12 protein-coding genes are annotated in these 20,164 nt (G+C 53.6%); 6 read left to right on the forward strand and 6 right to left on the reverse strand.

Features of this window, described 5'->3' with window-relative positions; genetic code table 11:
• The 3 genes from FFS57_RS21910 to FFS57_RS21920 form a co-directional block, all read left to right on the forward strand.
• On the forward strand, positions 1-187 hold a 187-nt coding region (locus tag FFS57_RS21910; RefSeq protein WP_137939970.1), incomplete at its 5' end, for a transposase.
• A gap of 386 nt (positions 188-573) precedes the next feature.
• Entirely contained in the window at positions 574-1,617 is a 1,044-nt protein-coding gene (locus FFS57_RS21915; protein ID WP_171014139.1) for a hypothetical protein, read from the forward strand.
• Positions 1,618-1,713: 96 nt separating this feature from the next.
• The gene (locus tag FFS57_RS21920) at positions 1,714-6,480 is read left to right on the forward strand and encodes an RHS repeat domain-containing protein (RefSeq protein ID WP_137939972.1); all 4,767 of its coding nucleotides are present in this window, start codon (positions 1,714-1,716) and stop codon (positions 6,478-6,480) included.
• Positions 6,481-6,740: 260 nt separating this feature from the next.
• On the opposite strand, the gene FFS57_RS21925 is transcribed toward FFS57_RS21920, so the two are convergent.
• On the reverse strand, positions 6,741-6,920 hold the full coding sequence (locus FFS57_RS21925) for a hypothetical protein (protein WP_137939973.1): 180 nt from the start codon (positions 6,918-6,920) through the stop codon (positions 6,741-6,743).
• Between the two features lie 160 nt (positions 6,921-7,080).
• On the opposite strand from FFS57_RS21925, the gene FFS57_RS21930 reads away from it, so the two are divergent.
• Together FFS57_RS21930 and FFS57_RS21935 are read left to right on the forward strand one after the other, a co-directional pair.
• Positions 7,081-8,694: a methyl-accepting chemotaxis protein gene (locus FFS57_RS21930; RefSeq protein WP_137939974.1), complete on the forward strand. Its 1,614-nt coding sequence runs from the start codon at positions 7,081-7,083 to the stop codon at positions 8,692-8,694.
• A 247-nt stretch (positions 8,695-8,941) separates the two neighbouring features.
• Positions 8,942-10,729, forward strand: coding sequence for a sensor domain-containing diguanylate cyclase (locus tag FFS57_RS21935; RefSeq protein WP_137939975.1), 1,788 nt, complete (start codon positions 8,942-8,944; stop codon positions 10,727-10,729).
• A 188-nt stretch (positions 10,730-10,917) separates the two neighbouring features.
• Here FFS57_RS21935 and FFS57_RS21940 read toward each other — a convergent pair whose 3' ends face one another.
• Positions 10,918-11,970, reverse strand: coding sequence for a DNA-binding protein (locus FFS57_RS21940; protein WP_137939976.1), 1,053 nt, complete (start codon positions 11,968-11,970; stop codon positions 10,918-10,920).
• 188 nt (positions 11,971-12,158) lie between these two features.
• On the opposite strand from FFS57_RS21940, the gene FFS57_RS21945 reads away from it, so the two are divergent.
• On the forward strand, positions 12,159-13,325 hold the full coding sequence (locus FFS57_RS21945; protein WP_249384119.1) for a tyrosine-type recombinase/integrase: 1,167 nt from the start codon (positions 12,159-12,161) through the stop codon (positions 13,323-13,325).
• Between the two features lie 76 nt (positions 13,326-13,401).
• Here the strand turns inward: FFS57_RS21945 and FFS57_RS21950 are convergent, their stop codons facing one another.
• The 4 genes from FFS57_RS21950 to FFS57_RS21970 form a co-directional block, all read right to left on the reverse strand.
• Entirely contained in the window at positions 13,402-15,837 is a 2,436-nt protein-coding gene (locus FFS57_RS21950; protein ID WP_137939978.1) for an acylase, read from the reverse strand.
• Positions 15,838-16,129: 292 nt separating this feature from the next.
• The gene (locus FFS57_RS21960; RefSeq protein ID WP_137939980.1) at positions 16,130-18,514 is read right to left on the reverse strand and encodes a penicillin acylase family protein; all 2,385 of its coding nucleotides are present in this window, start codon (positions 18,512-18,514) and stop codon (positions 16,130-16,132) included.
• 52 nt (positions 18,515-18,566) lie between these two features.
• Positions 18,567-19,082: a GNAT family N-acetyltransferase gene (locus FFS57_RS21965; RefSeq protein WP_137939981.1), complete on the reverse strand. Its 516-nt coding sequence runs from the start codon at positions 19,080-19,082 to the stop codon at positions 18,567-18,569.
• A gap of 30 nt (positions 19,083-19,112) precedes the next feature.
• The gene (locus tag FFS57_RS21970; RefSeq protein ID WP_137939982.1) at positions 19,113-20,156 is read right to left on the reverse strand and encodes a TauD/TfdA family dioxygenase; all 1,044 of its coding nucleotides are present in this window, start codon (positions 20,154-20,156) and stop codon (positions 19,113-19,115) included.
• Positions 20,157-20,164: the final 8 nt, after the last annotated feature.

The raw sequence follows: 20,164 nt of genomic DNA on the forward strand, positions 1-20,164 counted from the left end.
GGCGGAACAGTTGCTCGCCATTGAACATGAGCTGGCCAGTCGTCGAGCCAAGGTTGAGCATGTGTTTTTCGATCTGAAAGTACGCTTCGGGTATGCCAAGGTGCGTTACCGGGGGCTGGTGAAGAACCTCAGCCGATTTTTGTGCCTGGCGGCCTTGTCCAATGTGTTACGTGCCGACCACTATTGACGCCGCCAGCGGCTGATTGCGCCTTAAACGGGCTTTTGAGGTGCCATACGCGCCTAAATCACTAGGAATTCACTGAAGTTTGATGAAATTCGGTCTGACTCTGATTCGTGCAGAGATGCCTTAACGCTATCTATTGGTGTGAATAGACCATTAAAACGTGGTGGTTTATCTGCTCTGTATTTATGAATAATCATGCTGTTATGTAATTAAATTCCAGCACCGTAAATTTGTTGACCACCTTGCAAGCGGGTTGATATCTTGATCAGGCTGTATCGCTAATCCGCAATATTTTTCGTATCCCCTCACCATCTGGATCGATCAATCCCTGTTTTCCAATCTGCACCGCTACTTTGCTGTTTTCATCGTCGTTTTCTTGGAGAAACAAAATGAATGCAGAAACACATGCTGTGACTGGAATTGCCACCTTTGAAGTCAAGTTTGATGCCGGCTCATCTGTACCATCAAAACGAATTTATGCCAATGGGAGAATGCAAACCAGGGTATTGGTCATGATCCGCGGCAAGGATGGCCAGGGTAACGAGGTGCCGTTGGATGCGACAACGCTCAGTAAAATTAAGCTCATTCGGTACAACGGTGGCGACGACTTGCAAGGTGGCTGGAGCGCGTCCAAGACGGAGAACAGCTACGAGCACGAGTTTCCGAGCCTGGTGTTCTCGGACAACGATCTTCAAGAGTTCGGTGCTAAACAGGCGGACTTCGATATCGAGACCGTACATGAACAACTCGAAGTGGAGCGCGGTGGGGTCAATCCAGCCGGGCACGCCACCGCGCAGATTGAACCGCAGCGTGTGGATTTCTGGGTGACCACCTCAAGTACGGGTACGCTGCAGATTGCTGCGGCAGTGACATTGCCGGGTGGTGCCGTCGTTAAAACCAACAATACCGGTACGCCCGGCATGACCTTCAACAGCAGTGTTACAGTGGAGGGTAAAACGCCTGAGAGTTATTCCATTGAAGCATTCAAATTCGATGAAGTGTTGAAGCAAGGCAACACAGACACTGAGTATCGCACCTACAACTACTACATTGGATTGTTTCCTGCAGGTCGGCAGCTCAAGCTGGTCAAGTGGTTTCACGCAAATGGTGGTACCGGCGATGGGCAATACTGGTTCTATGGTTCTGGGAAGGTTGATCATTGGCACACCATCGCTTTGAATGGTTGGCTGAATCAAACCGGTCGCTCAAAATGGGAGGTCACCACATCAAGTGGTCGCTATCTCAGTGTACCGATCAATGATCGATCAGGCCAAATTACCGTTACCCAATTTATTAACAGAAAGAACTGGTACCTGACCAGCGTTAAAACGGGCAACTTTGATTTCAGCGTCCACGATCTCTATGGCACTGAACATAGACTGCGCATTCGGACGGTGATATCAGACCGCGCCTTCATTCTCGAAAAACGTTAATCCAGCAAATTGAAACGCACGGGACAGTCAATGCTCATTGGCTGCCTCGTCGTGGATGGTGTTATCGCTTGATTCTAACTGTCATGGAGCACCGGAATGCAAACCAATCCCGTAGGCGCTGTCTATTCGAATGCATTTAACTTCAGCAATTTTGTGTCAACAGGTGTCGATCCACGAACAGGGCAGTACACGGTTTCGCTGTCGTTGGGTGAAATTCGGTCCGCCGCACTGAATGGCCCAACACTACCCCTCACCCTGTCGTTTAATCCGTTGAGTGGTGAGGATGCTGGCTATGGTACCGGATGGTCACTCAATTTGACCCGTTATAATAGCGTTACCAAGGTATTGACGTTGTCTACCGGTGAGCGTTTCAAAGCGATCGAAACCGTAGAGGGCCTTCGGCTGGTCGACCAAAAGTTGCAGTGCTTCCGGGTGGTGAAACAAGGCAATGGCTACCGGGTTTTACACAAAGATGGCACGATTGAAGAACTGGCCTTTCAGGCAGGTAGCTATACCGCGGTGTCGATCCGAATCATCGCGGCAAATGGTGTCCCGGTGATATTGAGCTATACACAATTTGCCGGACAACCCACACTGGCCAGTATTCAGGATCACCAACAACGTTTGCTACTCGTCATCGAACGCCCCAATATCAGTAACGTGATCCTCAAATTGTTTCCGGATAGCGCTGACCATGCCGAATTCCGAATGACATTGAGCAACCAGTTGGCAACGACCCTGGCGCTTCCCGCCCATGCGGGGCAATGGACGTTTCAATATGAGTTACATGGGGGATGCCAAGTGATTTCCCGTGTGATCACTCCAACCGGGGCATCGGAAAGTTTGCAGTACAAAGATGACGGGCATCAGCTACCCCCTGGCGCGCCTGTCGCATACTTGCCTCATGTCATTTCCCACCTGATTTACCCGGGCCAGGATCAGCCTGCTATCACCAAGACCTACCAATTCTCCGATCGAAACTTTCTGGGATTTGGCGTGTTGAGTGACTGGTCCGATGATGGCGACAACCTCTATCGCATCAATACCCAATATGACTATCGGTCAACCGAGCGGATTTTTCTGGACAGTGAGCGCTTTGTTGCCACGGAACGCATCTATAACCACTGCCATTTGCAAACGGAAGAAACCATCCGTCAAGGTGCCGCCGAAACCGCCACCTTGACTACGTATCATCTGGATGCGACAACGTCCTTTCTGGACCCCAATCAGCCTGCCTATTGTCAACTGCCTAAGCGCCGCATCATCCAGTATCGCGATGGCACTTCCCGCCAAACCCGCCAGGAGGTGGTGGAAACCGATTTTGATGACTATGGCAACTTACTGAAACACGTTGATGCGACCGGGGTGACGACAGAACACACCTACTATCCACGTGAAGGTGAACCCGGTTGCCCAGCAGATCCCTCGGGTTTTGTGCGTTCAGTTAAGCGCACCCGGATTTCCCCAGCCCGCGGAGAGGGGTACGAATCGGCGCCAGCTAAAGAAACACAATATCAGTACCAGCAGATGTCTGGGTTCGAGATGCAGGGGACGTTTCTACTGACAAGCAGGCAGCAGACATTTGAGCAGGATGCCGCTCAATTGCTGCCGATCACGACAGTGAGTTATCAGTATTTGCAGGCTCCGATGGATGCGGTGATGCATGGGCGGTTACATCAGCATCAGCTTGCGGTGATAACTACCGCCAATGATTTTGTCACCACGACCACACATGACTATGCAATGGCACGAGATACGTTAACGCTGGTGGCGACGCTGACCAGTTACGATGGCCTGACCACAACGCAGTCCCGAACGATCTCGGCGTTCACCGGGCTTGAACAGGAAGTTCACAACCCCGAGGGGATGCACCTGAGTTACCGATATGATGCATTGGGGCGGGTTGTGTCAGAAACATCGGCACCAGGTACCGCATTTGAAGCGAGCCGCCAATACGTCTATACACCTGCTGTGGACAACATTCCTGCCAGCAGGACCACCATCGATATCAATGGTATGCGGGTGCGTCATCAATATGATGGCCTGGGTCGCGTCATTCGTGCCCTGCGGGAAGATACTGACGAGGGTGGCCAATTGGCAAGCACTTGGCGCTTGACTGAGGAGACGCACTATAACACCTTAGGTCAAATCGACCGGGTCGTGGAGGTCGACTGGATAACGGGAAATGCCATTCGCAATGGTCGGGTATTGACATACGATGAGTGGGGGCACGAATGCAGCATTGTGTACGACAACGGGGTTCGCGAACATATTGAGTACGATCCCATTGCCCGTGCGACAACGCAATGGCTGGCTGGTCAGGGCAAAACCGTGACGCGGCACAATGCCTTCGATCAACCCATCGACAGGGCTCGCATGGACAGTCAGGGGAACGCCGTCGGTAAGATCGTTTATGGCTATGATGGTTTCGGACGGACATGCCAGGAAACGGATGCCGTCGGCAACCAAACACGTTACCAGTATGACGCTTTTGACCGACTGACGACCACCACCTTGCCCGATGGTAGCCAGGTCGAAACCAGCTACGCGCCCCATACTGTGGACGCCAAACCGGTCTCGATGCAGGTGAATGGTCAACGGATAGGTGAGCAAACCTTCGATGGGCTGGGTCGTCTGGTCTCGCGGACTGTCGGCGGACGACAGCATGTTTTTCAATACCGGGGCGGTGCACCTAAACCAGCCGGGGAAACCACGCCGGACGGCACCTCGATTACCTACCAGTATCAGCCAGAATTGGAATTTGCACTGATAGGGCGGCGTGTTGATGACGCGGTGGATACATTCCAATACCAGCCAAGGAGTGCACAGCTGACGGTGGCCGCCACCACAGCGCAAACGCAGCGGCGCGAATACTACCCATCGGGTCTACTGCGCACAGCGCATACCGGTACCGGTGGTGAGGAAACGCAAAGTAGTTATCGATATTCTCTGAACGGTCGCCCCCTGAGTTACACCGGCATTGACGGTGGCGAGCAGCTTATACACTACGATGAATTCGGCCGTGCCGTTAGCCTTCACGCGGGTAGCCTCCGAACGACTGTGACGTATGATGTACAGAGCAGACCGGCCAAAATCTTGGTCAAGGATCAAGCCACTGACGTCACGGTGACAACCATCATGCAATATGATGATTTCGGACGTGAAGTGCAGCGAACCCTTGAGGTGGCCAAGCAGGCAACGCAAACCCTCAGTCAGTGCTACACCGCGACCGACAAGATCTCACGGCGTACCCTGAGGTCCGGCGACACGCTACTGCGGGACGAACACTTTGACTATGATCCACGTGGACGGCTAACGTCCTATCAATGTGCAGGCCCCTTGCCACCAACGGATAGTGCTGGCAAGCGGATCGTTCGCCAAATCTTTGCATTTGATGCATTGGACAACATCGTGCGAGCGGAAACTGTGTTTCCTGACGGTGCAAATACGGCAACCTACGCCTATGCCGACTTTGACCCGACCCAACTGGTGGCGGTAACTAACTCTCATCCGGACTATCCGCCAAGCATCCGATTGGACTATGACGCTGCGGGCAATCTGTTGAAAGATGAACGGGCCCGACAACTGCAATATGACGCTTTAGGACGTTTACAGTTGGTTACCGGCATCGATGGGAACGGCACTTGCCATTATGGTTACGATGCGACAGACCGGCTAATCCACCAAACCACTGCAGCGGGGCCGGCACGACATTTACATTATCGAGACGGACGAATTGCCCATGAAATCCAGGGGACGAACCACATCACCGTATTGCAGTTAGGGGGCCAATGGCTGGGACAATACGATGAACAGCATGCATCCAATTCCTTGTTGTTAGGTACTGATCGTCAGCAATCGCCCCTGAGTATTGTCAGTGACGCACAGATACAGCAGCCGGCGTTTACCCCCTACGGCGATTCCTTGCAATTGTTGCAGTCAGCGTCAGTGCTGGGATTTAACGGTGAGCGCATTGATCGTGTCACAGGCTGCTATCAGCTGGGGAACGGATGTCGTACCTACAACCCTCGCCTGATGCGATTCCACAGCCCAGATAGTCTGAGCCCGTTTAGCGGTGGCGGGTTGAATCCCTACGCATATTGCCTGGGCGATCCGATCAACCATGTCGATCCAACTGGGCAACTTAACTGGAAATCGATTCTGGGCATCGTGTTGGGTGCGGTGGGGGTTGCGCTGGCCGTGGTGTCATTGGGCACCGGCGCAGCCATCTCCGCGGGTCTGATCTCGGCAGGGGCAACCTTGACGGCCTTTGCAGCGACAGGCTACGTGTCGGCGGGGCTGGCGTTGGCGGGGATAGCCGCGGGTGCAACCGGCATTGCCTCGGCAGCTTTATCAGAAAAGGATTCCAATGCCTCGAATATACTGGGGTGGGTATCACTGGGCTTGGGGATTGGCTCATCCGTGTTGGGTGGACTGAGTGCCGGAATCGGTTCTGGTGTCAGTGCGACAACCCGGGCGTGGGCTGCGGGCGCGGCAGCAACCGGGGTGTTGGCCGGTGGCGCTGACGCTGCGTCGAAATTGCTTGTGGATGTCAGCCCCCTCGCTTCAGAAATCCTGAGCTGGGTGTCGTTGGGACTGGCGGCCGGGGCGGTGGCGGGTGGCTTGGGCACGACGCGCCGCGTTGGGCATGTCAGTCGCCAGTATGGCGCGAACCACTTCCCTGACGCTGCAGGACATTTTGGCACGGCCGGGAGCTATCAATCACGGCCCCATGCTGTACCAACCCACCGCATGAGATCGGTTATTGGCGACATGGCCGATCAGTTGGCCGGTTGGATGCAACCAATGACGGTGGCCACACCCACGGAATTTCGTCGTATCCGTGAACTGGCTATAGGATAATTTCAACCTGATGGTGTGGGGTGTTATCAACATGGGTACTACATGGACCATTGTTGTCAGTGCCCCACAGGATCGTTGTTGAGTGGATCGCCTCGAAGATTCCTGGATTTTTCAAATGAATAGCTTGGTCACTCAGGGCTAGACATGATGCTACTTCGGTTAGGTTTGTTCTATCTCACTTCGCCGACCTTCTGCCACAGTCACACTCCATATCCCTGTGAGCTCAACCATTTTCGGAGTCCATCCAAACAAAACACGAATCATCCAACATAAGCCAGCTCTTGGTTGGAAGAAGATGTGGAAAATCCAGTTTTCAAAGGCAAAATCTGGCGGTTTTCATATCCACCGGGTTTCCAAACGCCACGTCGATGCTCATCCCTACCGCCATTCCCCCGCAGTTCCAGTGAAAAGCCTGACACGCAAGACAGCACTTTCTTCATTGTCACCGCTTCCGGGGTAACGTATTAGTCACTGTGTCGGTTGAGGCTTGTAACAGCGACTGCCTTACCAACTGTCGAACCATACCCGTATCTGCCTATACTGAATCTTTGATGTGACCGCGACGCGGCATGCGACGCGGTCAGGTGTAGGAGAAGGGCGATGCGCATCTCACAAAGGCTGGTAGCCGTATTTGCGGTGATTGTTTCGTGCCTGGCTCTGATGATGTTGTTGGGGACCTGGAAGCTGGCGTCCTTGAACAAAGCTGTCACCATCGTCACTGCCAGCAGTATGCCGGCAGTGCAGTATTCTCTTGCGATGCGTGCCGAGGCCATTGATATGCGCAATCGTGAAACGCAGTTGCTGATTGCCAAGAATCCGGAAGATCTCAAGGAGACGGAAGGACGGTTACAAAAGAATCTGGCGTCCTTACGCAAATACGAAGCAGCGTATCGGCCCTTGGCAGATCTCGAGCAAGAGCGTGCCAATATGGACAGCTACGATAAAAAGCTCGATATCTACCTGAAATCCCATGCGGAATTTCTGAAACTAGTTGAAGCCGGCAATACTGATGATGCAGTGCAATTTTTCCGGAAAGAAGGGCGCAGTGCCTTCCGGGATTTTCTGCCAACCCTTGATGCAATCGTCAAGTTCAATCAAGAGGAAGCTACCACCAATGCTCAGCGGGCTGCAGACGATTATGCCAGCGGCCGCAATATGTTGTTGATTATTGGCGCCATGGCACTGTTATTTAGCGCTGTCATGTCGGCTTGGCTATTCCGGTCGATCACCCGTCCCGTTGGCCAATTGCAACAAACCATCAAGGAAATCCAGACCGATCTGGACTTTACCCGTCGTGTCACCGTTGATGGCAAAGATGAGATTGCAGAAACAGCAACCTCCTTCAATCAATTGGCTGACCACGTTCAACACACCATCCAGGATGTTTCTCTGGCATGCAATCGTTTGGCTGAACTAGTGCGGGAATTGGCACACTCTGCAGAAGAAGTATCCAGTGGGTCACAGCATCAGACGGATGCTTCCAGTTCAATGGCCGCAGCAATTGAAGAATTATCAACCAGCATTGCTCAAGTGTCCGACAGTGCGGCGCAAACTTTGTCGATCTCATCGATAGCTGGAGGCCGGGCACGTGAGGGCTGCAATGTCATTCGTAGTACCTTGACCGAAATGCAGCACATTGCGGAAATGATCCAGCAGGTGGCCCAGTCGATCCAAGAACTGGGGCATCGTTCCGTGGAGATCAATGGCATTGTGCAGGTAATCCGGGAGGTAGCGGATCAAACTAATCTCTTGGCGTTGAATGCGTCCATTGAGGCAGCCCGTGCGGGTGAGCAAGGCCGTGGTTTCGCAGTGGTGGCCGATGAAGTCCGCAAACTGGCTGAACGGACCAGCACTGCAACCGGTGATATTGGAAGCAAGATTGCCGCGATTCGGACATCCACCGAACAGGCGGCCAGTGGTATGGATGATGCTGTTAACCAAATGGATCGCGGCGTACGATTGGCACAAACAGCTGGCGACACGATCAAGGAGATCACCGGTGATGCGGACCGCGTCGAACAGGAAGTCACAACTATCTCGTCTGCCTTGCGGGAGCAGAATGTCGCTAGCCAGCAGATTGCAACATCGGTGGAACAGATTTCCCAACTTACCGAACACAACAGTCGTGTCGCCACGATGACATCCCGGCTGGCCATCGAATTGGAAAAAATTGCCAGCACACTCACCGCCCAGATCGCACGGTTCAGAGCCTAACCGGACATCGGAAGCGCCTGTTCACATGTTTTGATACGTGCTCCCTGGGCACGCGTTCAATACTGGGGGCAGGTTCTCACGCTGGGTACTCGCCAAGCTGGATACATCCAGTACCGGATGAATTCCCGTTTCTTCCGGCCTAGCCAGGTCTATCATGAAATCTGGCGCCGGTGATGTTCAACCTGATCCGGTCGCGGTCAGCTATCGCCACGATGTCATTGATTCCCTTCCTTGATGAGCGTTGATCATGATCGAATCGCCCTCTCCCCTCCCCGTCTCTCATGTACTCCATTCATCGCTGGCTTTGCTGGCTGCGGCACCGGTGGGCCTGTATGTGACGGATACGCTGGGCAGTTGCATCTATGCCAATCCTCGCTGGTCTGACATCTCCGGTATGCCAGCTTGGCAGGCGCTGGGCCAGGGCTGGGTGCAGGCTTTGCATCCTGAGGACCGGGAGCGGATTTACCAGCGTTGGTCGGAGGTGGCCAATGAGCAGACCGAGTTTGAAGACGAGTATCGCTATCTCCGGCCCGATGGGACCATTCGTTGGCTGCATGGCGTCGCCCGGGTTTTCCGGCAAAGCGATGGCGAAATTGGTGGCTATATTGGCACGGTCACCGATATCACCCATCGCAAGGTCCTGGAGCAGGCCCGTGAACGGCAAAGCCAAGTGATGGAGGCGATTACGCGCTGCAGTCCCTTTGGCATCTTTCACCTGTCGGCACAGGGGCACATTATGTCGATGAATCCTGCAGCGGAACTGATGTTCGGTCACCGTAGTGACGAAAGCTGTGGACAATTGCTGGAGACGATTTGCCCCCATCCGCCCAAAGGAGACCCCTCCAGCCCCGCATGGCAACGAACACTGCTGAAACGTCCTGCCTATCAGCCTGGTTTGTTTGAGGAACGTGTCTGTCAACGTCGTGATGGTACGTTATTCCCGGTACGCCGAGCGGCCTCGCTGTTGGTGGATGCAGAGGGACGATCGCTGGGCCGGCTGGAGGTCATGCAGGACATTGGACTGGAAATCGAGCTACGAGAGGCGCTGGTTGCGCGGGAAGCCAGACTGAAAGGCATTCTGGACCATGTCACCGATGCCATCTTCACCATTGACCAAGCCGGCAACCTGCTTTCCACCAATCCCGCCTTGGCTCGGTTGTTTGGCTATTCCGTCACCATGCTATTGGGGCAGCCATTGGACATGTTGCTCCCCCGCTTCCGCGAGTCGGACAGTCGTGGTTTTATCGACACCATCAGCCAGACACCGACTGGCGTGACCGATGAGCATGGGCACTGGGAAATGACCGCCCGCCACCGGAATGGAGCCACCTTCCCAATACACTTGAGTCTGGCCGCTTACATCATGGGCGAGCAGCGCCAATTCACCGGCGTCCTACATGATCTGCGGCAGTTGAAGGAACGGGAAGCACACCTATGCTTGCAATTGCAGCGCGTTCTGGAAACCAACGTACAGATGTTATGCGAAACGGGCCGCCTGGAAGCGCAGAATGATGCGCTCAGTAAACTGGCCGGGATCGACGAAGCAACCGGGTTGAGCAATCGGCAGCTATTTGAGCAGCAGTTAACCACGGCGTGGCTGCACCACCTGCAGTTGGCGCGGCCACTGGCATTGCTGCGTCTGGATATCGACCGGTTCGAACCTTGTTTCACGTCCATCCCGCCCAGCCAACGGCAGACGTATCTGGGCCAGATCGCCACCGCACTGTCACAAGGGGTGACCCGCACCGGTGACATGTTGGCGCAATATGGCGAAGGCCGCTTCGTCGTCATGTTGACCAATACCGGCGAGGTGGGCGCTCTGATGGTCGCCGAACGGCTCCGACTCTTGATCACATCGTTACCACACCAACCACCGCCCGACTTTGCTGATCCCCTTACCCTGAGCATTGGGGTGGCATCAATGGTACCAACCCATCAGGAACAACCCGCGCATCTGGTCATGATGGCCGACCAGGCATTGTTCCTGGCGCAACGTAACGGCTGTAATCAGGTGTCATGTTTTCTGGATAGATAACTTGCGAGGTCGAACTGATTCAGTGCATCGCTGACCGCCACGTACGATTTGGCCACTGCCTTTTCGATCCCATCACCGAGATGAAGGTGCACCCGACGAACTGGGTCTGGACTGACAATCATGAGCGGCCAAACACGGTGTTTGTGGCTACCATCCAGAGTCGAAAACTGGCTGTGACCGCATGCGCTCTACTTCTTGCGACCACTTAAATCGGGGGGATTATCCTTCGTCTTGGGTGTCCGTTTCGGCTTGTTTGTACTTCCTGTTTGTTGCTTGTTCCGGGCTGGCGCCTTTAGCCGTATGTTCTCGGCCTGTAGTGCCACCAGGTTTGCTTCGCGTTCAATGAGATGCTGTTTGCAAAGAACCAATTCATTTTGAAGATGCAGGTAACTTGCCCTTGCTTCACCCAACGCACCTTCAAACTTGCCAAGGTTCCGCCCTTGCTCGGCCAGCTGTTCAAGCAGCTTGATATTCTCCTTCCGTAAGTGATCGAGCTGCTTGGTCATGCTTTGGCTCAGGTTCTCCAGTTCCTTTTTTGTCTTTGCACTGGTAGTACGTTCTCGATCCATGTCCAGCAAGGCATGGCGTTCAAGGTCTGTATAACGCATTTCTGCCAGCAATTGAGCCTGGTGTACTTTTTCAAGTTCAGCGGCAAAGTCCAGGCGCGCTCTTTCCAAAGATGCGCTCAGTTCATCCCGCTGAGCTTGGATTTCTACCAAACGCGCATTCAGGGATAGTTTTGCTGATTGCTCCGCCATCAGTTGTTCTTCAAGGACGTCATATTCTCGCTGCAGTGACTGCAAAGCATCTTTCACCTGCTCGGATTCAGCCTCTGCCTGCTTGGCCATCAGTTGGTGTTCCACCGAAACAGCTTGCGCTTCTTTCAAGGCCTCCGTCATGTCGGCACGAAACATTGCCAAGCTCTCGTTGGCATTGGATAGCGCTTCGCGCCACAACGCTGCCAGCAACTCTCCCGCGGTGGCCTGCAATGCATCCGGCAAGTCCGGGTGCTCGATGCGAACCCGGCTTTTTTCACGCAAATCTTCCCAAAATTGGGCAAGTGCAGCGGCGGGTGCACTCATGCTGCCCTTTCGAACCAACTGATACAAACGGTTGGCAGTTGGAGTAATGCCATGCCGGAAAAACATCATGGCGCAAACCTCGCGATAGAGGTCTTGCGTGTCAGTGAAATTGGCCCGCAATGACTCCACGTCATGCTGCAGTTGCTGGTTGGCATTCATGAGAAATGCACCTCGCCGATAGAATTAACAAATAATATTACATATTATGTTGCATTTCTTGATTTTCATAAAATAAATTAGACATTATTGTTCTAATGTCTAAAATATGAATGATTGCAATGCCTATTCATGACTCCAATGGTTACCCAATGCAAAATCCTAGTCATCCCGTCATCAGCACTCCCCTCATGGCACCACTTGATATGCTGCAATTACCGTCAGAACTGGATGGCAGCCTGGGCGCCAACCGAGCCAAGTGCCTGTCACAAATCACCGCGGACAAAGACATAGAAGCGGTTGCCGCTTGGCTGGCGCAATTTGCTGACAGCCCAGCAACGTTCTCCAATTACCGCAAAGAGGCAGAACGACTGTTGTTGTGGGCTGTATTTGAACGTGGTAAACCCCTTTCCTCGCTGGCAAATGAGGATTTCCTGGCGTATCGGGTATTCCTGATGGACCCTCAACCCACGGACCGATGGGTTCAAGCAGGTGGAAAGCGCCTGTCGCGCGCGCATGCACAATGGCGGCCCTTTGCCGGGCCGCTTTCCATGGCGAGCGTACGTCAGGCATTGGTGACACTGAATGTCATGTTGTCCTGGCTGGTGGAGGCCGGTTATCTGGCAGGCAATCCGTTGGCCCTGTCCCGACATCGCCGACGCCATGCTGCACCACGGGTTACACGCTATCTGGATAACAATTTATGGGCAGAGGTCGTCGCGACCATCGAGGCACTGCCGCGTGACACGCGGCGAGCGTGCGAACGTGCTGACCGGATCCGCTGGCTGTTTTCGCTGTTCTACTTGGCAGGGGTACGAATTTCGGAGGTGGCGAACAATACCATGGGCGGTTTCTTCGAACGCAGCACTTCGGATGGCTCCCGATGGTGGCTCGATATCATCGGCAAAGGCAATAAACAACGCCTAGTGCCCGTATCAACAGAACTAATGGCGGAACTGATTCGCTATCGCCGCAGTCATGATCTGACGTCCCTACCCTATCCGGGTGAGATGACACCTTTGGTATTACCCATTGGCGGGAGAAATGTCCCGCTAAAACGGGCCGCCTTGCATGAGATCGTCAAAGAGGTTTTTAACCTGACTGCACAACGTGCCGCCCTGTCTGATCCAAGCCCCGGAGGACAAGCCCGTGCTGAGCGACTTCAGCAAGCCTCAGCCCATTGGCTACGGCATACCGCCGGCACACACATGGCCAATGCCGGTGTGGATTTGCGCTTTCTACGTGACAACCTGGGGCATGAGAACCTGACCACTTCTTCAGGCTATCTTCACTCAGAGGATGATGCACGCCACCAAGCCACGACCACTGCCCTGCGAATTGACTGGCATCAGCCATAAGCCTGGTTCAAGTTGGCTTAAAAAGCGTTATGCCAACCCAGCCCCATCGGGATACATCGGAGCTGGGTGACATCATTTACTCTCGTATCGAGATAAGCCGGTATGCTGGATTGGCTACAATGTCAGCTTCTGTATATGGAAAGCGGGAGAATCGCTTGGGGTTGTACAGCCCGATCGTTTGATCTGCAAAATGCGGGCTGGCAGGATCAGTGGACTGACCATAGGTCAACATACCCTCTGCGATCGGACCATCACTGCTCCAGGTAACGGTTTGCAGGTAACTTGGGCCATTGGTTACTTCGGTGTAACCGGTGCTGGTCAAATCGGTCATGGCAAGCTGATTGAAGCAACCGGCCAGATCGTCACAACCATGCAATGGAATGCGCTGACCTTGACGCATGACATATTGCCATTCCCCCAAAGCCGTGTCGGGGTCAATGCCCATCAGGCTGAGACGCCTGACTGCCAGGGCCAGCTGGTGTAGCAGTTGTTGTTGCACAGCGGGCTGCGCAATATTCAAAGTGTTGGGCGTATTGATTGGATCGCGGATATCAAATGGTATGGCCCACAAGGTATCGAGCCGATAGACAGATCGCCAGAACTCATAGAACAACACAGCCCCTCGGCTATCCAGATTTGCTTTGCGATCCCACTTTGCCAACACATTGCAGGCTGTCGCCAAATTGACTGTTTCGCCGTTGGTCAAGATCACCGCTGGTGTGGCTTGGCATGCTGCAACCAAACTATCCAATGCCAGCTCAGCAGCGTATACGCGGTTACCGAACATGACTGACTGTAACGTAGCCAAGCTATCAAATCCCCTGCCTGGCAAACCATCCGTTCCGGCAAGTCGTTGTTGAATTTGCAGAATACCCAGGCGAGTACGCAAGCTGCGTTCTGACTCGATAGCCCCAAAAACAGGCGAAAAACCAGTCAACGGTTGATAGGGATTACTGAGCCAATAGCTGTCGTTGCTATTGGCTACATAATCGGTTCGTTGCAGATAAGGCATGGCAGTACCTGCATACAGACCGGACTCCACCGCGCTGGCATCAACAGTCCAGTTACAGTCTGATCGGCTGCCATCCAGCACGATCAACCCGACCTGTTGCCAGACTGCCTGTGAGGTCGGGGATTGCATACATTGTTGGAAATGCACATCAGAGACATTAGGCGTGCTGCCAATGTCAGCATACAACGTATCGCCCTGTCGATCCGCCATGATGGTGTTGACCCATGGTAGGCCGCTGATCCGTTGCAGGACCTGCTTTGCATCACCAGTGCTGGTTGCACGATTGAGACCCAGCCATTGGTCCAGCATGCGGGCATTATGCAGATTGGCATCACGCAAGCTGAATGCCTGATTGATCGACCAGTCAAGATTTGGTGGATTGATCAGCATCGGACCGAAATGAGAGAAATACACACGGCGACGGATGGTTTCTAGCTGGCCTGTGCTGTTCTTGGCTGCAACCTCGACGGTTTTGACGGTCATTTTCCGCCATTCGCCGTCGTGACGATAGCGAGTCGGATCATTCGGATCCAGTGTCAGCTCAAATAAAGTGAAACGCTGGGTGGCGGAGACCGTATGGCTCCAGGCAACATGCTGGTTGAATCCCATGACCACAGTAGGCATGCCGGTAATGGTGACGCCCATGACATCCAGCTTGCTTGGTATCGTCAAATGCAACTGATAGAAGCGATTGCCAGTCGCCCATGGAAAATGAGGGTTACCCAACAACATGCCTCGCCCGTTGGTCGTGGCATCCCGCCCAAGTGCGTAGGCATTGGAGCCAAAAGGCTTGTTGCGGATCTGCCCGAGCTGACGCAAGGCATCAGGTGCAGGCAATGTAGCACTGGCGTAATGTTTGGCTTGCTGAGACAGCGCAGTGGCGGGAGGTTGTGCAGCCACAATACCCGCCAGTAAGGCACCACCAGAACCCTGAATGGCTTTTTCCGCCATGAGTCGGTAAATGTCTGTCAGCGTGATCGGCCGCAGCCAAGGCTGACCGCGACATTCAGCATGACCGCCATCGGTTTCTCGCAAATAGCGGTTATAACCCGTCACATATCCACGCAGCAGGTCGCGCGTATCTTCCGATATTTGCGTGTAATCACGCTGCAAGGTGTCATCATCAAGGTAGGCTTTGAAAAAGACGTCACTACTGAGATTGTCCACCTGGTTGAATGCCACACTGACAGTACCATCAGCGCCGAAATAGCGCGACCGCTCACCATTCACGGTCACCACATGATCAGCCATCAGGCACAAATTATCCTTGGCATAGACATAACCGGCACCATAACCCAGGCTGGCATAGTTGTCCGCTTTGATGTGCGGTATGCCCCATTGGGTGTAGCGAATAGATGCAGAAAACTGACTGGTATCCTCATTGTCCGAATTACACCCTGCCAATCCTGACAACGCTGAGCCAATCAATACCCATGTAACAAGCCTCGCGGGAAAACGAACAAAATGGCATGGCAGATTCGTCAACGACATTTTTTTCATGAATTAGTGGCTTCCGGCAATATCGCATCCCCTATCTGGTGGATGTCGGCATGTATGGTCAATAGTTAGGCATAACAAATGGCCGGCCTGATCAAGATAGCGGCCATCAAAAGCATGGCCGCCATCTTGAAAATGGACGTTGAGTGACCCGCACTTCCACAACCAGGCCACTGAAACACGCCACTATACAGTTGATCTGCGGTCACTTAACACGTCCGTACCGTTTGCACATCACAGGTTGACCCATCATGTCATTTGGCCGGTACGTGCCACTACCGCTCATGCATACAAACTACAAGCCCCCTGGTATGAGCGTCAATCGATACTTTTCACGCCCAGGCAGCAATGCGCCTGATCTCCCATTGGCCCAAGCATCGTGTCCGGCCAGGAAATAAGGGCTCATCGGATGGCCACTCTGTCCACCGGGCATGTTGAACAGGCCTAGTGCTTCATTGCCTGGTGACACCGCCAAGCGTTCAGATTGTCCAAAATCCGGGGCGGAGACTCGAGGCACATTATCATCGCCAGGCATTGGCTGATTCGGTGCTTTGAGCGCACCACCGAATACAGGTAATAACTCTGCAAATGGGTGCTGAATATTGGACGTATTTACTTTACCCCATTGCAATTCGGACAAGGTAGACGAGTTCGCCATCAACGTCTTGATGGCACGATCAACCGCAGCCAGTTGAACCTCACGCCACGCCTTGCCATTTGGAAGCCAACCTGACGGATGTCTGTCGAGAAGCGCCAGTGCAACCACCATCCAACGCGGGTTGGCCAACGAATAGGACAAGCCAGGCTGTTGCTTGGACATTTGCTGGTCGATCGCCCCAAACAGCGCAACATAGACGGCATCTGCATACGCCCTGGTCAGCACGTAGGCAGCGGAATCCAGATCTGCGCCCAATGCCGTGTCCCGCTGCAGGATCTGTTTGAATTCCTGTCGCAACGGGCTAGCCTTGATAGCTTGCTCATCCAGCACCGACAACGCACTTTCACGCCATTTTGTTGCATAGTCGGAACGGGTGACCAGCGAAATATCCAGCGCCTTCTGCTCTGACAATGCACTTTCACGCATCAGTGCATTGCCGATGGCCAACGATCGGGTGCCCAGGTCCGCGCCGCCATCGCCAATCTTGCGATAATGTGTCCCATCCAATTGACGATTGTTTCCATTCCATAACAGCTGACTGGTCGGGTTAACGATCTTCGGGTATTCAGATACATCCAAAACCGGCGCCGTCACCAACCCTTGTCTGGTACGTAACGGAAAACTCTCCTCAAAGCCCGCAGACCTTGCCGGCAACAGACCCGCAATCGTCCATCCGATAGATCCGCCTGCATCTGCAAGCAGCATGTTCTGGGATGGTATCCCGATTCCAGCGGCAAGCCGTATCGCCTCCTCCACTGTCGTGGCCGATTCAAGCGACATCAGCCCCAGATTGACTGCTTTGGGATGCATGGCGAGCCAACTGACCACATAGGTTTTCCCATGATATTGCGCAATCGGGCCATCATCCGTCTCAAAAACGGTCATCATTTTTGGTGGCTGTCCTCGAATCTGGATGGCCTCCTCGTGAGCGACAGCCAGCCCAGCCTGCTGCAAATCCTTAGTCGTTGCCTGAGGCCCAAGCTTGTGATCCATCTCGATCAGGTCCAGATAGTCTCCATAACTATTGGTGAAACCCCAGGCAACGGCGCCATTACTGCCGGTTACGAAAGCCGGTACACCAGGGAGCGTCAAACCGATCAGCCTGCGCTCCTTGTCACCGGTTCGATAGTTCAAGGCTGCACGATACCAGGTATTGGGCAACCGGATATCGAGGTGCATGTCGTTGACGACGATCGGCTTCCCTGACTTCGTATGGGCACCGCCCACAACCCAGGCATTACTGCCAACCGCATGAGCCTGCGGCGCCTTTGCCAGCAGGTTGTCAGTACTTGCAAACCATGACGGGCCTTGGGATGGAATCACCGACTGTGCCACGGCGATCTTTACCCCATCCACGGTTGTGTCGAATTCACTGCTTTCCGGCAGGAGGAATCGTAACTGTTCCTCCGTCAGCTTCGATTTCAACCAGCTTCTGGATAAATCCCGATCTTCCAGATCACCTTGCAAAGAAAAGTACATCGACCAGATTGCCAACAAGGAATCAGCAGGTTTCCAAGGTGCCGGTGCCGATTGCAGCAGCAGATATTCAAACGGCCTGACGGCAAGATGCTTCATCCCATCATTGACGCCCGCTGCATAGCGCTCAAGCACTGCCAGTTCGGCAGGCTGCAATGATTTCAACGCCGCTTCGGCGCGCGCCCGAAAACGGAAGCGTCGGGCATGCATGTCCGAACTGACAACGTCCTCACCCAGGATTGCAGCCAGCTCGCCCGCCGCACTGCGGCGTAACAGATCCATTTGGAAAAAGCGTTCTTGTGCATGCAGGAAACCCAACGCGTAGGCACCATCATCCCGTTGCTGTACCGTGATGAATGGCACCCCATCGGCATCGCGCACGATCTTGACCGGATTGGCGATTCCAGCCACCTTCAAGGTGCCATCCAATATCGGCAGACTCTGGCGAATACTCCACCAAGTCGTCAACAGTGCCGCTGAAACAATTAACAACAATATTAATGTCGTGCGAAATATCCAGCCTCGTCGACGCCAAAGAAAATCCATGCTTGTGAATCCTTTATTTTTCTGATTGATGTGTTCGATGGTTGATATACCGTCACACACCGCCCAATGGATCCAGCATCAGCTGCCTGGATTGGAAAGCATAGACAGGCCCGGTCCAATCATCACTTTCCTCATCATGGCAATCGAAGTCCCCGTCTGTGTATTCTTCGATTACGCTTGTCCAGAATTTGCTTGCGGCCCAATTTTCTTTTTGCACCGCCACCTCCCAGCGTGCAGGGTGCTGCGCAAAAATCCACTTGGCCGCTTCCCTCCCGATACCGGTCCGACGGTATTTCCGAAGAATGAAAAACTCCGATATGCAGATTTCCGAATCATCCAGGACGGCAAGCTTATCCACCAGGCAAAAACCCGCATAATGACCTTCCACACGAATCAGATAAGCATGATTCGGGCTATCCCAGTACTCCTTGAGCCAAGGGTAGTCATACAGGCCATCTGGGCCCACGTCATCACCATCTATTTCCGAGAAATCGTGCAGATACAGCTGCAACAAATTCTGAACGATGGGCAGTTCTTCCAGTTTCGCAATTGCAATATTTAAATTCATGGCATTCACATCATGATCAAGTTGAAAAAATCAGGCGAATTGAATCTGGTCCGCGTCCACCACGTCCGCTACTTTGACAGGGGTGACCGGCTCGTTACCTGTGATGAAGCCATGGGCAAGATCCTGCATCGACTCACGTGTCTTCCAATAGCTTTCCAGTACCAATCCACGCAACAACCAGCGATCTGAACCATCGAAGCGAGGTGAATACGCGCTACGTGCGTGCACTGATCGTCGGTTATCAAAAACCAGCAAATCGCCCGGCTCCAAGGTAATCGCCTGATAGCGCTGTTCGATCCGGTCGCGTAGGTGCTGCAACGCGGCTTCTGCCGCATCGGAAGTCGCAGTCATGTAGGCCGGATCGTAGATGATCTCCGGGTCCTGGCCTGGGCTCAGTACGGTGCATCGCTGTACTGCCTCCGCCTGACTGCCATCGACGAAGGTCGGATCGACCTGGATCAGGAAATTCGGCTGTTCCAGCTGTTGTCGATGATGCGGGTCCAGATCCAGATCACGGGCATGGCAAAGATAGGTTTTCGCATTCGAATCGCCGCGCAGGCAATACAGCGATACAAGATCCGCCTTGGCCGGGTGGAAACCGTCTTCCACATGCCATTCCAGAAAGCACTGGTTGGTACCTAACTGCTCGTGGCGGTCACTGAAGATGGGGAACACATCATCGATGTAATCGGGATGCTTTTTACCCGTGAAGTTGTAAATATGTCCCAAAGCCGACAGAACCACACACATCGCCTTGCGGGCATGCAATGTGGCCTGATTCCATGTCTGCCCACGGGCAGCAGGTGTTGGTGGTACCTGATGCGGCAAGGGCAGACCTTTGATCAACAGATAGCCAGCATGTCGTCCGAGCTGAAAGTCGAAGATTGCTCGTGTCAGACGAGCCGGCAAGCTGCCTGCAGCGCGCCGGCAATCATGATAAAACTCATGAAAATCCTGACGCCCATAATCCCCTGGTACCGAATTGATTGTGTTGCTGATGGCGTCGCGCTCCGCCGGTGTCAACATTAAAGTCTTGTGAGTCTGATTCTGAATATGTGCGATTGTGCTAGCCATGATGATGT

The organism is Chitinivorax sp. B, assembly GCF_005503445.1.
Taxonomy (GTDB): Bacteria; Pseudomonadota; Gammaproteobacteria; order Burkholderiales; family SCOH01; genus Chitinivorax.